This window comes from Patescibacteria group bacterium (assembly GCA_041665365.1).
In the GTDB taxonomy this organism is placed as follows: Bacteria; Patescibacteriota; Patescibacteriia; order UBA9570; family UBA9570; genus UBA9570.
This window is the reverse complement of the sequence record JBAYIY010000001.1, coordinates 39,163-53,112: the sequence shown is the minus strand read 5'-3', so window position 1 is coordinate 53,112 and position 13,950 is coordinate 39,163. Positions and strand designations below refer to the sequence as shown.

General features: G+C 41.6%; 13 protein-coding genes. 9 read left to right on the top strand and 4 right to left on the bottom strand.

Annotation, left to right across the window (positions count from 1 at the left end):
- The first annotated feature begins 4 nt into the window (after positions 1-4).
- From WCV88_00250 to serS, 8 genes are read left to right on the top strand one after another with little or no spacing between them, the layout of a single operon-like run.
- Positions 5-1,249 carry an aminoacyl--tRNA ligase-related protein gene (locus tag WCV88_00250; protein ID MFA6474615.1) on the top strand — a complete coding sequence of 415 codons (1,245 nt, stop codon included), beginning with the start codon at positions 5-7 and terminating at the stop codon, positions 1,247-1,249.
- On the top strand, positions 1,227-2,270 hold the full coding sequence (locus WCV88_00245) for a rod shape-determining protein (GenBank protein MFA6474614.1): 1,044 nt from the start codon (positions 1,227-1,229) through the stop codon (positions 2,268-2,270). Before WCV88_00250 ends, WCV88_00245 begins: the two co-directional genes overlap by 23 nt.
- The gene (gene mreC / locus WCV88_00240; GenBank protein ID MFA6474613.1) at positions 2,267-3,076 is read left to right on the top strand and encodes a rod shape-determining protein MreC; all 810 of its coding nucleotides are present in this window, start codon (positions 2,267-2,269) and stop codon (positions 3,074-3,076) included. The genes WCV88_00245 and mreC overlap by 4 nt, the downstream gene beginning before the upstream one ends.
- Positions 3,073-3,555, top strand: a complete 483-nt coding sequence (locus tag WCV88_00235; protein MFA6474612.1) for a hypothetical protein — start codon at positions 3,073-3,075, stop codon at positions 3,553-3,555. Before mreC ends, WCV88_00235 begins: the two co-directional genes overlap by 4 nt.
- Positions 3,539-5,377, top strand: coding sequence for a penicillin-binding protein 2 (gene mrdA, locus WCV88_00230; GenBank protein MFA6474611.1), 1,839 nt, complete (start codon positions 3,539-3,541; stop codon positions 5,375-5,377). Before WCV88_00235 ends, mrdA begins: the two co-directional genes overlap by 17 nt.
- 19 nt (positions 5,378-5,396) lie before the next feature.
- Positions 5,397-5,864 carry a transcription elongation factor GreA gene (gene greA, locus WCV88_00225; protein ID MFA6474610.1) on the top strand — a complete coding sequence of 156 codons (468 nt, stop codon included), beginning with the start codon at positions 5,397-5,399 and terminating at the stop codon, positions 5,862-5,864.
- Positions 5,864-7,303 (top strand): lysine--tRNA ligase, encoded by a 1,440-nt coding sequence (gene lysS, locus WCV88_00220; protein ID MFA6474609.1) that lies wholly within the window; start codon positions 5,864-5,866, stop codon positions 7,301-7,303. The genes greA and lysS overlap by 1 nt, the downstream gene beginning before the upstream one ends.
- 9 nt (positions 7,304-7,312) lie before the next feature.
- The gene (gene serS, locus WCV88_00215; GenBank protein ID MFA6474608.1) at positions 7,313-8,572 is read left to right on the top strand and encodes a serine--tRNA ligase; all 1,260 of its coding nucleotides are present in this window, start codon (positions 7,313-7,315) and stop codon (positions 8,570-8,572) included.
- Here serS and WCV88_00210 read toward each other — a convergent pair.
- The 3 genes from WCV88_00210 to WCV88_00200 are packed head-to-tail and all read right to left on the bottom strand — an operon-like array spanning position 8,541 to position 11,561.
- Entirely contained in the window at positions 8,541-9,554 is a 1,014-nt protein-coding gene (locus WCV88_00210) for a peptidoglycan bridge formation glycyltransferase FemA/FemB family protein (GenBank protein ID MFA6474607.1), read from the bottom strand. The two genes, serS and WCV88_00210, sit on opposite strands and share 32 nt — an antisense overlap.
- Entirely contained in the window at positions 9,538-10,698 is a 1,161-nt protein-coding gene (locus WCV88_00205) for an aminotransferase class I/II-fold pyridoxal phosphate-dependent enzyme (protein MFA6474606.1), read from the bottom strand. The genes WCV88_00210 and WCV88_00205 overlap by 17 nt, the downstream gene beginning before the upstream one ends.
- Positions 10,695-11,561: a transglutaminase-like domain-containing protein gene (locus WCV88_00200; protein ID MFA6474605.1), complete on the bottom strand. Its 867-nt coding sequence runs from the start codon at positions 11,559-11,561 to the stop codon at positions 10,695-10,697. The genes WCV88_00205 and WCV88_00200 overlap by 4 nt, the downstream gene beginning before the upstream one ends.
- A gap of 47 nt (positions 11,562-11,608) precedes the next feature.
- Here WCV88_00200 and WCV88_00195 point away from each other — a divergent pair, with 47 nt between their 5' ends.
- Positions 11,609-12,673: a hypothetical protein gene (locus WCV88_00195; GenBank protein ID MFA6474604.1), complete on the top strand. Its 1,065-nt coding sequence runs from the start codon at positions 11,609-11,611 to the stop codon at positions 12,671-12,673.
- Positions 12,674-12,741: 68 nt separating this feature from the next.
- Here WCV88_00195 and WCV88_00190 read toward each other — a convergent pair whose 3' ends face one another.
- A complete protein-coding gene (locus tag WCV88_00190) occupies positions 12,742-13,950 on the bottom strand; it encodes a peptidoglycan DD-metalloendopeptidase family protein (protein ID MFA6474603.1) in 1,209 nt (402 codons plus the stop codon).

The following is a 13,950-nucleotide window of genomic DNA, read 5'->3' as shown; positions in this document are numbered from 1 at the left end:
ATTTATGCGTCAATCTCAGTTGTTTACCAAAACCAGTAAATCGATCAATCAAGAGGAAACTAGTATTAACGCACAATTATTGTTGCGCGCTGGTTATATCAGTAAACTAATGGCCGGGGTTTATACATTATTGCCCTTGGGAAATTTAGTGGTTAATCGTATTGCTGGTATTATTCGAGAGGAAATGAACCTAGTTGGTGGGCAAGAAGTTTCTATGCCGGCTTTGCAACCGAAAGCGAATTGGCAAAAAACCGGACGGTGGGATACGATGCATGACATTCTCTATAAATTACAAGATGAAGCTGGTCATGAATATACTCTAGGTCCCACTCATGAAGAAATTGTTGTGCCGCTAGTAAAACAATATGTGCAATCTTATAAAGATTTACCGTGTGCGGTGTATCAGTTTCAACATAAATTTAGAAAAGAATTGCGTCCTAAATCTGGCATTCTGCGCGGACGAGAGTTTTTGATGAAAGACATGTATTCTTTTCATAGCTCAGTGTCAGATTTGGATAAATATTATGATGCAGTCACTCAAGCCTACAAAAATATTTTTAAGCGGATGGGTTTAGCCGACACTACTTATTTGACATTTGCCTCGGGTGGGGCGTTTGCAAAATATTCGCACGAATTTCAAACTGTGACTGAGGCAGGGGAAGATATTATTTTTATCTGCACCCAATGTCATTTGGCTATCAATAAAGAAATAAAGTCAGAAACTCCTACTTGTCCAAGTTGTGACAACGATCAATTTGATACCAAAAAATCTATTGAGGTGGGTAACATCTTTAAGTTAATGACGAAGTTTTCTGAACCATTTAAGCTCGAGTTTACCGCCGAGACCGGCCAGAAACAGCCAGTGGTGATGGGCTGTTACGGTATCGGCTTAACGCGGTTATTGGGCACAATTGTTGAAATCTATCATGATGACAAAGGTATTATTTGGCCAGTGAGTGTGGCACCATATCAGGCGCACTTAATCAACTTGAATAAAGATAGTACTCAGGCTAATACGATCTATGCGGCTTTACAAAAAGCGCAAATTTCGGTACTCTATGACGACCGTATTACTTCAGTGGGGAATAAATTAGCTGATGCTGATTTGCTCGGTTTGCCGGATCGATTAATTATTGGTCAAAAAACATCCGGGAAATTGGAATGGAAACAACGGCAAGCTGAAGCCACACAATTAGTCACCCCTGAACAGTACATAAATAACTATCATGAATTTCAAAAATCTCTTTAGTAGCGTATCCAAAGATATTGGCATTGACCTCGGTACGGCCAACACTTTAGTGTATGTGCGCGATCGTGGCATCATTATCAATGAGCCATCTGTTGTGGCTGTAAACACACAAACCGATCAAATTCTAGCCGTTGGTCAAGACGCTAAAGCGATGGTCGGAAAAACACCAGCTCATATTATTGCGACTCGTCCCTTAGTAAAAGGAGTTGTGTCTGATTTCGAAGTCACGGAAAAAATGTTGAAACATTTTATTGATAAAGTCCATCGCGAATCATTTTCTATTTTACCGCGCCCGCGCGTGGTGATAGCGATACCACTCGGTGTGACTGAAGTGGAACGTAAAGCAGTGGAAGATGCGGCGCGTAATGCCGGTGCCAAGGAAGTAATTTTAATTGAAGAACCAATGGCGGCAGCTATCGGCGCACGTCTACCGGTGGGGGAATCGATTGGTACGATGATTGTAGATATTGGTGGCGGTACTACAGAAATGGCGGTGATTGCGTTAGGTGGCGTGGTGAATTGGCGTTCTTTACGCACGGCCGGAGATGATCTTACCCAAGATATTGTTAATTTTGTGCGTGATGAATTTAATTTATTAATTGGTGAGCGGACAGCCGAACAGGCAAAAATACAATTGGGTTCAGCCCTGCCATTAGATGAGGAATTAGACATGCCAGTGCGCGGCCGTGATTTGATCACCGGTTTACCACGTGAATTAACTTTAACCAGTCGGCATGTGCGCGCTGCCTTGGAACGAGCCATTAGTAATATCATTGAGAGTATTCGTAATACCATTGAAACAACTCCACCCGAGTTGGTCGCAGATATTTATGATCGCGGTATCATGTTAACCGGTGGCGGGGCACTATTAAAACGGCTGGATGATCGTATCGCTGCCGAAACAAAAATTCCCGTGCACGTGGTGGATGATCCATTAACAGCTGTGGCGCGTGGTACCGGATTAGTACTAGAAGATCTTGAGGCGATGAAACAAACCATCATCTTCACTAGTCAGACATGAAATTTATTCAAGATCAGGCGCGGCAATGGTTAGCTCTGCTCGCCGTGATCGGTGTAGCCGTGGTGGTTTATTATGCGGGTTGGTTGCGTCCAATCGAGCACTGGTTAAGTTTAATCGTACAACCCACCATGAGTTTAACCTATGCGGCGATTGATTCTTACAGCCCTTTATACAGTACAACCGATAGCACACTCTTAGCAGAAAACCGAACCATGAAAGATCAACTGGCTAGTTTAGTGCAACAAAATCACGATTTGCAACAACAGCAAAAACAATATGAAGAATACAGCGCTGAGTTAGCGTTTGCCCAAGAGCGCGATTATACCTTACAGCCGGCTAAAGTATTAACCAGGGTGGGTGATAGTACGGTCGGACAATGGCTGTATATCAACATTGGTAATGCTGACAATGTTCAGGTGGGTTATCCAATTATATATGGGCCAGGTTTGATGTTGGGTGTGATTACAGCGGTACATGAATCCTACAGTGAGGTTCGTCTAATTACTAATGATGATAGTGCTATTCAAGCCAAAACGCAGGCGGAAGATGCTACCAGTGGGTTAGTCGTTGGCCAATTCGGTACTAGTCTGTTGTTACAATATATTTTAAAAGACTACCCCTTGCAGGCTGGAGACATGATTGTCACCAATGGGCAAGATCAATATATTCCGGCCGGTTTAATTATTGGTACCGTTGAACAAGTTGTTGATGCCAGCAGTGAATTGTTCAAGTCCGCCACAGTCACATCGATGGTGCGTTACGGCAATAATGCGATTGTCTCGGTTGTCATTCCAAAAAATTTATGACCATAGTGCGGTGGGTGGCTTTAGTCACTCTGCTAGGTGTAACGGTTTTGGCGGAACTAAGCAGTTGGGCTTGGCCAGCGCTGGCATTTTGTTTCTTTCCAAGTTGGGTTGTGATAGCTGTGTTGACACATGTTTTGCCTTGGTCTCGGATCGGTTATGTGGCAGTCGTGTTAGGTCTGGTAATTGATATTTATGCACCAACTCCATTTGGTATGTGGATGATAATGCTTTTATCCATCACTATCATTATTCAGTTAATACATACTACCTGGGTAAAACAAGCTTCAGCTTTGTCTGTTTTTGTCACAACGTTTTGTGCCAGTGTGGCAGTGAGCATTTTGCCCTGGCTCTGGCAGCTGACTTTATCAACTGTAACCAATATTACATGGTGGCATTGGCCGGTGGCTTGGCTAGTAACTAGTAGTCTAACTGCCTTGATTGTTTGGATTATTCCATCACGTTATGAAAGACTTGTTTAATTCCATTCGGGATGGGTCAATTCGTGATACAAAATTAGGAACCTATTATCGGGCTCATGTGGTGGATAAAGCTCCCATCGATCCGAGCGTGCCCACGAGCTATATTGCCAGTGCTTTACCAGGTAGTCGCGTCAGTTGGTTAGGCACAGTCATGGTCGGCTTGTGTATTGTATTACTTGGTAGATTAGTTTGGTTACAAGTGCTACACGGGTCTGATTATCGTGCGCAAGCCGATGCTAATCGTAGTCAAATAATTACCATTCCGGCGGCGCGTGGTTTGATTTATGATGTGACCGGTCTGCCCTTAGTGAAGAATGAACCAAATTTTGTCGTGCTGGAAAAAAATACCAACAAAAATAATACACAACCACACATCGTTCAAGAATTCGTTGCTCATGATAAAGCCATAGCGCTCATGGCACAGTTTCATGATTCAACCAGTGTATATGTTGAGGCGCAAACCGCCCGGCATTATACTCAACCAGATTTATATGCACACATTTTGGGTTATATTGGCAGAATTAGTAACGCTGATCTGGCTGATGGTTTAGCTGATGACTATGAATTATCCGATCAAATTGGGAAGACTGGTTTGGAATCTACCTATGAAGCTGTCTTGCATGGTAAAAAAGGTACCATTACTAAAGAAACTACCGCCGCCGGTCAAGCCATGAATGATATTGCTGAAGAACCAGCTATTCCCGGAGAAAATTTAGTATTAACCATCGATACAAATCTACAACAATTATTGTACGATGAACTAAAAAATATGGTAGATAGTAAAGGCTTGCCAGGTGCCTCAGCCGTAGCCCTTGATCCTAACACTGGCGCCATTCGGGCTTTAGTCAGCTATCCCAGCTATGATCCGAATCTATTTATTAAAGGCATCACGGCTAACACCTACGCTGATTTAATAAACGATTCCCGTAAACCTTTGTTTAATCGCGTCATTTCCGGAGAGTATCCATCTGGTTCAACTTTTAAACTGATTGTAGCATCAGCTGCTTTACAAGAAGGAGTAGTAACACCGGCCACCACCGTGAATAGTGTCGGCGGTATCATGGTTGATAGTTTATTTCCAGATTGGAAAGCCGGCGGGCATGGTATTACAAATATCTATAAAGCTTTAGCTGAGTCAGTGAATACCTATTTTTATATTGCTGGCGGTGGCACCTATGATAAAGACACTCGTGAAATTACCGGTGGATTGGGCATTGATCGTATCGCCGCTTATGCTAAAGAATTTGGCTTGGGCGAAGAAAGCGGCATTCCTTTACCCGGTGAAGCTGATGGTTTTGTACCAACCCGGGAATGGAAAGAAGAGGCAAAAGGTGAGCCGTGGTATTTAGGAGATACTTACCATGTCTCAATTGGCCAAGGTGATTTATTAGTCACACCCCTACAAGTAGCTATGTACACATCAGTCGTGGCTAATGGTGGCACCTTGTATCAGCCACAATTGGTCGACCATATCACCGATCAAGCCGGTGTCACCACACAAACAGTTGAGCCCATTATTCGGCGGCAGCAGTTTGTCGATGATCAATATTTAGCTGTAGTACGCGCCGGTATGCGTCAAGCGGTTACCGGCGGTAGCGCCCGAACCATGAGCAGCTTGCCAATGACGTCGGCCGGTAAAACCGGTACCGCCCAAATGGGTGGCACAGACAAAACCCATTCCTGGTATACCACTTTTTTACCATACGAAAATCCAAAATTAGTCTTAACCGTGTTGGTTGAGGAAGGTGGCGAAAGCACCGAAGCCGCCGTGCCAGTAGCCAAAGCGGTGTTGAGTAAATATGGTATTGACACTCAATACTAGCCACAGTACAATACTCGGCATGACAAATAAAGAAACATTTGTAACACCAGAAGGTTTAGAGAAATTAAAGAGTGATTTGGAGTACTTTAAAACGACCAAACGTAAGGATATTTCCAGCCGAATTGCCAGTGCTAAAGAGCTGGGTGATTTATCAGAAAATGCGGAGTATAGTGATGCTAAAGAAGAACAAGTCTTGGTTGAAACTAAGATATTAGAGTTGGAAGAAGCCATCCGTAATGCCAAACTGATTACCAAAGCGAAAGGTTCGAAAACAGTGGTGATTGGTTCAAGTATTACTGTCACTAATCCAGCTGGCAAAGAATTGAAATATGATGTGGTAGGCTCAAATGAGGCCGACCCAGCCAATGGAAAGATTTCTAATGAATCGCCCATGGGGAAAGCATTTTTAGGTCATAAAGTCGGAGATAAAGTGACGGTGGCTGTACCGAAAGGTAATATCATCTACACGCTAACGAAAGTGTCCTAATGGAAGAACGGTCTGTTCGGATAGATAAAGCCAAAGCCTACTTGGAAAAGTTGGGTCAGGTGTTTCCGTCGGTTAGTCATCGTACCCATACGGTGGCTCAAGTCCTAACTGACTTTGCTAGTTTATCGGATGTTACTGTAATAATAACTGGTAGAATAAGGCAATGGCGGGAACACGGCAAATTAACTTTTGCTCAACTGGAAGATGCGTCAGGCAGAATTCAAATTGCCTTATCTAAAACCGAACTAAAACAACCAGATTACAGCGAGCTAAATTTATTTGATGTCAGTGATATTGTCGAGGTAAGCGGCAAACCTTTTGTGACACATAAGGGCCAACAATCTATTCTGGTTGAAAAGATTATCATGTTAAGCAAAGCCATCCAGCCATTACCGGATGAATGGTTTGGTTTACAAGATGAAGAACAACGTTACCGGCGGCGTTATGTGGATATGCAGCTGCGTCCGGAGTTGCGTGATATGTTTCAAAAGAAAGCCATGTTCTGGCGGAGCCTGCGCGAGTTTTTACAAACGGAAAATTTCCTGGAAGTAGAAACACCCGTGCTGGAAACCACGCCCGGTGGAGCCGACGCTAAACCGTTCACAACGCACCATAATGCTTTAGACATTGATCTGTATTTGCGTATCTCGATGGGGGAATTATGGCAAAAACGTCTCATGGTGGCGGGCTTTGAAAAAACCTTTGAAATTGGTCGACAATTTCGCAATGAAGGCATTAGCCCGGAACATTTACAAGATTACACCCAAATGGAATTTTATTGGGCTTATGCTAATTATGAAAATACCATGCACTTAGTAGAACGACTCTACAAACATGTTATTCAAGCTACTTTCGGTAAATTACAATTCGACATCAAAGGTTTTAAAGTTGATTTCGATCAACCGTGGCCGAGATTAGATTATGTCACGGCCATTCAAGATCAACTTAATATTAATATATTAACCAGTTCAGCCACGGATCTTAAAAAAAAGTGTACTGAACTTAATATTAAAATAGCTGGTGAGATGGGGAAAGGGAGACTGATGGATCTATTATGGAAACATTGTCGTAAACAAATAGCCGGACCCGTGTTTTTAGTGAATCATCCTGTAGCTGTCTCACCCTTAGCTAAAAGAAAAACCGACAATCCTGAATTAGTCGAACGCTATCAAGTAATTATTGCCGGTAGTGAACTGGGCAACGGTTATACTGAGTTGAATGATCCAATTGATCAGGCCGAACGTTTTGCCAATCAAGCCAAACTGCGCGCGGCCGGTGATGAGGAAGCGCAAAGGCATGATCAAGATTTTATTGATGCCTTAGAATATGGCATGCCACCCACTTCCGGTTTTGGCGTGAGTGAAAGATTGTTTTCATTTTTAATGGATAAACCGATTCGTGAGTGCGTAATGTTTCCACTGTTAAGACCAAAACAATAACCCAAAACTATGCTTGATATCAAATATATTCGCGACCATCTTAATGAAGTAAAACAGGCTATAAAAAATAAAAATAGTACGGTTAATATTGAAGAAGTTCTAAAGAAATATGATGCCAAAAGAGAGTTACAAAAAAACTTAGATGATCTTAATCAACAACGTAATGCCTTTGCTAATCAAGGTAAGAAGAATAAACCAACTCCAGATCAGATTGAACTTGGTAAAAACCTAAAACAACAAGCCAGTAAGATTGAAGAGGAATTACGTAAGGTTGAGCATGATTATCAAGTATTAATGTATCAAGTACCAAATGTTCCCACACAGGATACGCCAGTTGGTGCGGATGAATCTGGCAATGTGATGGTGCGTGAGTGGGGGACACAACCTCAGTTTGATTTTACTCCAAAACCGCACTGGGAATTAGGCAAAGCGTTAGATGTGATTGATAATGAGGCGGCTGCCCGCGTCTCGGGTGCCAGGTTTACATATCTTAAAAAAGAATTAGCCTTAATGGAATATGCTTTAGTGCAGTTAGCATTTTCCGTCACCCTAGAGCAGGGGTTCATACCGGTTATTCCGCCCATTTTTATTAAACCTGATGTGTTTGAAAAGATGGGTCGATTACATCCCGCTGCTGAACGGTATTACATTCCATCGGATGATCTGTATTTAATTGGTAGTGCTGAGCATACATTAGGCTCGATTCATTTGGGTGAAATTATTCCGGAAGCTAAATTGCCTTTACGGTATATTGCTTTTTCACCAGCCTTGCGGCGTGAGGCTGGTGCGGCCAGTAAAGATACGCGCGGTATTTTGCGGTTACATCAATTTCATAAAATAGAAATGGAAGTATTTAGTACGCCAGAGCAAGGTATGGCAGAACACAACTTGTTAGTGAGTATTGAAGAAACATTATTACAAAAATTAAACTTACCGTATCAGGTCTTACTAAAATGCACCGGTGATATCGGTGATCCAAATGCGCGCGGGATGGATATAAATACCTGGATGCCTGGTCAAGGCGTGTATCGTGAAACGCATACCGCTGACTACATGACAGATTATCAAGCGAGACGGTTAAATACACGGTACCGCCAAGCGGATGGTAGTACTAATTTTGTCCACATGAACGATGCCACCGCCCTAGCGATTGGCCGGATTATTGCCGCTATCATGGAAAATTATCAGCAAGCTGATGGCACAATTATTATTCCAGAGGTGCTACACCCCTGGATGTTTAATCATACCCGCGTCGCTTTCGCCGCGTAGTTTCCAGTAACCAATTGAGCCAATATTTTAAAGTCAGCGGTCTATCTTGCGTTGGTAGATACTGGTAAGCCTGCCCACCAAAACCTTTCTTAAACAGACTCAAACCAGCCCAAGGGTGATTCGGCTTATCGTCGGGGCTAATACCCCAGAAGTTATATTTTGTGCAACCATGCTGCTTGGCTTCCTGGATCATACGCCATTGTAACAGATAAGCCGCGGTTGATTTTGGGTTGATATGTGATGAAGCACCTTGATGATAAAAGGCTTCATAAGGTGTCAGAATAATAATCGCACCAGCCACGGCCACACCTTGTTCCTCGGCAATGCCAATTCTGACCATGTCAGTCTGGTTGAAGGTAGTAAACTCACGCTCTAAATATTCCAAACTGAATGGTTGGAAACCTTGCCGCGCCACAGTAGTAAGGTATAACTTGTGAAATACGGCAATGTCAGCTTGGTTTGTACTGATTCTAACAGTCACACCATCTTTTTCGGCTTTGCGAATACTGTAACGAGTGGTTTTACGCATATTCTTCATGAGTATTTCATCGTCTGGCGTAATATCTAAAATCCAACTTAATTCCGGATGAACGTGAATTGGCGCTCGTCTAAACCCTTCTTTAATAAAACAGTCTTTAACATCCGGCTGATCTGGAAATAAAGGTGCCACCCTGATAAAATCGGCTTTGACTTTTTTACCTAACTCAACCATGTACTCTAATAACTTATCTAGCACGAGATTATTATGGGCTTTAATTATAGGTCCGTGGGGACATAAAATAAACTTACCGCGTTTGGCCTCCGTGATAATCAATAAGGCCACACCGACTAGATCATTCTCTGACCATACCCCGATGCGTTCAATCTTGTCTGCCTGAAATTCACCCCAAGTATAGCTCTGTAAAAACGTGTCGGGTTTTTCTACCACAATAAATTGATCCCAAACGGTTTGATCTGTAATCGGTTTAATGGTTAGTGACATAAGGTTTCATTAGAGTAATAATTTTTTCAGCAGCTCTTGGTGAGATATTAATATGAGTTGGCAAGTTAATAATATTTTTACAGACCGTTTCAGCCACAGGACATGAAGTACTCACATAGTCTAATAACGTTGGTACTACCGGCGCCCAGTACCAGTCACCTAGTATAACACCTTGTTGTTTGAGTTTATTAAATACTCCAGGTTGATCGGTTACATTCACACTATAGCGTAACCAAATTGAATCTTCTTGCCACGGGCTATTGGGCTGTAAATTATCATGATACATTTTAGCCATGAGTTGACGATGTTTATTGAAACGCTCTAATTTATCGAACTGTACTAAAGCGAGAGCGGCTAAAGCATTAGGTAAACGCGCTGGAAAATATTTAGGTTTCTTGCCGAATCTTTCGAGTTGACTAACGGCTAAAGATAATAAACCTAACGTTTGAAAAACCTTAAATGAATAGCGGGATTTTGTCACGATGGGATGAATTAATTGTTGTAGTGTCCAGAGTAGGCTGGGATAGGGGAGTTGGGATATATTTTTTTGCTCTTTGTTAAGCAATAAAAAACCACCATAAACTGAAGAGATAACTTTATCGCGTCCAAAACTAAAGATTGCCGCGTCACCAAAGGTACCTAATAATTGATGATGATGATAGCTAGCTCCTAGTGCGTGCGCACAATCCTCAATCACATATAAATTATTTTTTTTGGCGAGGTCTAGTAAAATTTCTAAATTAGCTGGCTGACCAAAAGTGTGTTGGATAATTAAAACCTTACTATGTGGAGTAATTTTTTTCTCTAAATCAACCGGATTCATGGTGTATGTTTCAGAAGTGATATCAACAAACACGGGTTTGGCTCCGGCCCAGCGAATTGGGTTTGATACGGCATTACAGGTAAAGGCTTGCAATAAAACTTCATCTGTATCATGCAACTGTAAGGCTTGTAAAATTGTTAGCAAAGCTGTTCGACCGGAATTGGTTAATATAACTTCATGATTATTAAAATAAATTGACAGTTTATTGCGTAATTGTTCAGTCGCCGATCCGTTTAACCATTTCCAAGGTTGCACGATCAACTTTAAAGCTTGTATCACATCGTCTCGTTCAACATTTGGAGACAGCGCTGTGGTAATCATAAACGTGTGCAGGTTATGGTTGTTTCGACTTGTAAATATTGAGTATCACCCGTGGTAGTTAGAATCATTGGTAGTTGCAACATCCCTACGGGATAGTCTTTAGATTGATATTTTATAACATGATTAGTGCCAATATTGATCACAATCCGATCACTGCCTAACTGTCCAAATCCGCCATGTTTAGCTGACCGTCGTCTCAACCGCAGCCATTCAACGGATGGATCCATTGGCCACCAAGTGCCATCTGGTAGTAAGGCCTCTATCCAGGCATGCATGTCATTATGTTTATAGCCGGCCCAAAACCCAGATACTAGTCGAACTGGAATACCACAAGCTTGAACCATGGCCGCTAAATATGTACTAAAGCCTCCACAATCAACTGAATCTAACGCTAAGGCCTCAGTGGTGGTATAGAGCCCAGGAACTGGGTTGCCATATTGCAGTTGATCTAAACAATGATTATAGATATGTTCTAGAATTTGCAAAGGTCGTTGTTTAAGATTTATTTTTTTAACTTCAGCCAGAATAGCCGGATGCTTGGAGTGGATAAATTGGTCTGGTTCGAGATACATGTGGTCAGCTCCACCGGCCGATTGAAAAGCCAAATCGGCTTGTGGAAAAATTGGCTTGAATGGTTTAACAGATATTGTAGCTTCAATGCGGGCTGTTTTTCCGTGTTCAATAATAATCACCGCACCATGATCAGTTATGTTCCCATCACTAGAAAAGTTAACATCCATGACAGTTTGCTGTGGGTGGTTGATCGGATAGGGGATAGCAATGACTTTATCATTTGGGAACAATGCCACGGTTATATTTACGTGAAAACTTTGTGGATAATGGCTGCGATAACGCTCAAACATAGCCTGAAGTATGGCTGATTTTAGCGATTTCGTCTATACTCACAGGCATGCTGAAAGGTCGGTTCCATAATCCGTATTTTGCACGTGATGTTGAAAAGAAACAGCACCGGAAACGTGATTTATTTGCTATTATAGGATCACTAATTTTGTTGAGTATAATAGTTTGGTTTGTGTTTTTTTATTGGCACTTTTTGTCGGTTCAGACCATTATTGTGAAAGGTCAGCAATATTTAACTGAAGAAGATATTAGTTCGGCTACCGCAGAGGGTTTGCAACAACGGCAATGGTTGATATTTAAACAAAAGTTTTTACCCTTTTTAGATAAACAACAATTGTCCGATAGCATCGCTGAGCAACTCAGTCATAAAATACAACTACGATCGATTCTAGTAGAAGTACAATGGCCCAAAACCGTTATTGTCACGGTGTCTGAACGTGTACCGGGCTATGTTTATATAAATGATAATAGTTATTATTATCTTGATGTGGAAGGAACTATTACTCAAACTACCACTGCTACTGAAGTTGATCCCCATTTTCCCCATATTCGTGAACGCAATAAACAACGGGAAATAACTGTTGGCGAATCAATTTTATCGCCGGGTGTGATGGAGTTTATTAGTGAAGTAAACGACAAGTTTACACTAGAGAGCAATCTTGATATTTCTGAATACGCCATAATGCCAGTGACGTGTCAAGCTAAACAATTTGTGACTGAAAAAATCTTTGCTGATGAAATTGCCGGATCAACCACTGAATCGGCTAAACAAAAAAAGCGTGACATCTTAGATCAACTGAGAAGCGATACAATTACCGTTGATCAAAGTTTGGATTTATTAGAAGAGATCAAGAAGACTGAGGGTGATAAAAATTCTAATGAGGCTTTTATTAAACTAGCCGCTGAATACAAAAAAACACCGTGTGACTATCCAACAGTGATTCAAGACATAATTGTAGTGACACAAGACAACGTTGAGGTGTATTTAGATAGTAAGTTGGATCTTGCTACACAGTTAAATAATTTAAACACTGTAATCAGTGACGAGATTAAAAACCCTGCTAGTGTTGATTATATCGATGTCCGGTTCCCAGATCGAGTATATTACAAGTAATGAAGCAGTAAATAGTAGCCATGCGTCGTATAAGGTTTATTGTCCGACACATCGACAATTCCCCATCATTACGGTAAATACAACAACGGATCAACTGGGATACCGTTGAGGCGGACACTGAAATGAAGATGTGGACCCGTTGTGTATGGCCCTGCTCCAGGGGTGCCAGGCATGGCTCCACTTAAGGCAATGGTTTGACCTTTTTGGACAATCTCTTCTGGCTGCACATAAACAGCACTGACATGGCCATACAGCGTAGCAAAATTATCAGCGTGCACGATTAACACATAAGCAAAATTAGTTGACCCATCAAACCGTACAACAGACACTACCCCACTATCAGCGGCTTTGATTGGCGTACCTTGAGGAACACCAATGTCTACGGCATCGTGTTGAAAGTATGCTCTAAATGGATAACTCGGGTCATGAAATGTCGCCGTGATAGTTCCAGATACTGGCCACATCGGATCAAACTCACTTGGCAAGGTATCGGTGGTACTAGTATTATTGGGGCCACTATGTTGACTGTAGGTCTCGCGCGCCGACTTTTCTAAGCGAGAAATTTCAGCATTATAGCCATCTTGTTCAGCACGCACATCTTTAATGAGCTGTTGAAATTTACTTTCGTCATTTTGTACTGTAGACAGTAGCCCTTCTTTGTACATGGCCTCCCCCACTAAGGTTTCTTGTTGAGCTACTAAATCTTGTTTTTTTTGCTGTTCGGCGGCTTGTTTTTCAGATTTATCTTGCTTAGTTTGTTTGAGTTGGTCTTTTAGCTGACGCAGTTGTTCCGTCGCATCTTTAAATTGAGTATTGATAGTTTCGGTATATTCAACTTGCGTCGAAAAATCCGATAAGGTGGCATGAGATAAAGAAATTTCGAGATAGGTTTGTTGATCGTAATCATATAAATCACGAATCATTTTATTCATGTACTCTTTGTTGCTCACCAATTTATCCTCAGTATCATTGATGTTTATTTGTAAACTATCTATCTCCAAGCCCAAACTATCAATCTCCACAGTGGTTTGCTCGATCTCGGATTTAGTTAGCTCGGTATTTTGATCAATCACCTCCAACTGGCTATTCAAGGTGGCGGCTTCATTTTGTTTTGATTTTATGTTTTCTTCATAAATATCAATTTTGGATTGTAAATCATCATAAGCTTGCTGCTTTTCTTTTAATTTGGCTTGAATTTCAACCAAATTACCATTGGCCAATACAACAAATGGGCTAAAACACAGTAAAATACTGGCTAATAGGATAATTTTTTTCAT

Coding starts and splice junctions, on each gene's coding strand:
- WCV88_00250 (MFA6474615.1), top strand. CDS start 5: ATGCGTCAATCTCAGTTGTTTACCAAAACCAGTAAATCGATCAATCAA.
- WCV88_00245 (MFA6474614.1), top strand. CDS start 1,227: ATGAATTTCAAAAATCTCTTTAGTAGCGTATCCAAAGATATTGGCATT.
- mreC (MFA6474613.1), top strand. CDS start 2,267: ATGAAATTTATTCAAGATCAGGCGCGGCAATGGTTAGCTCTGCTCGCC.
- WCV88_00235 (MFA6474612.1), top strand. CDS start 3,073: ATGACCATAGTGCGGTGGGTGGCTTTAGTCACTCTGCTAGGTGTAACG.
- mrdA (MFA6474611.1), top strand. CDS start 3,539: ATGAAAGACTTGTTTAATTCCATTCGGGATGGGTCAATTCGTGATACA.
- greA (MFA6474610.1), top strand. CDS start 5,397: ATGACAAATAAAGAAACATTTGTAACACCAGAAGGTTTAGAGAAATTA.
- lysS (MFA6474609.1), top strand. CDS start 5,864: ATGGAAGAACGGTCTGTTCGGATAGATAAAGCCAAAGCCTACTTGGAA.
- serS (MFA6474608.1), top strand. CDS start 7,313: ATGCTTGATATCAAATATATTCGCGACCATCTTAATGAAGTAAAACAG.
- WCV88_00210 (MFA6474607.1), bottom strand. CDS start 9,554: ATGTCACTAACCATTAAACCGATTACAGATCAAACCGTTTGGGATCAA.
- WCV88_00205 (MFA6474606.1), bottom strand. CDS start 10,698: ATGATTACCACAGCGCTGTCTCCAAATGTTGAACGAGACGATGTGATA.
- WCV88_00200 (MFA6474605.1), bottom strand. CDS start 11,561: ATGTTTGAGCGTTATCGCAGCCATTATCCACAAAGTTTTCACGTAAAT.
- WCV88_00195 (MFA6474604.1), top strand. CDS start 11,609: ATGCTGAAAGGTCGGTTCCATAATCCGTATTTTGCACGTGATGTTGAA.
- WCV88_00190 (MFA6474603.1), bottom strand. CDS start 13,950: ATGAAAAAAATTATCCTATTAGCCAGTATTTTACTGTGTTTTAGCCCA.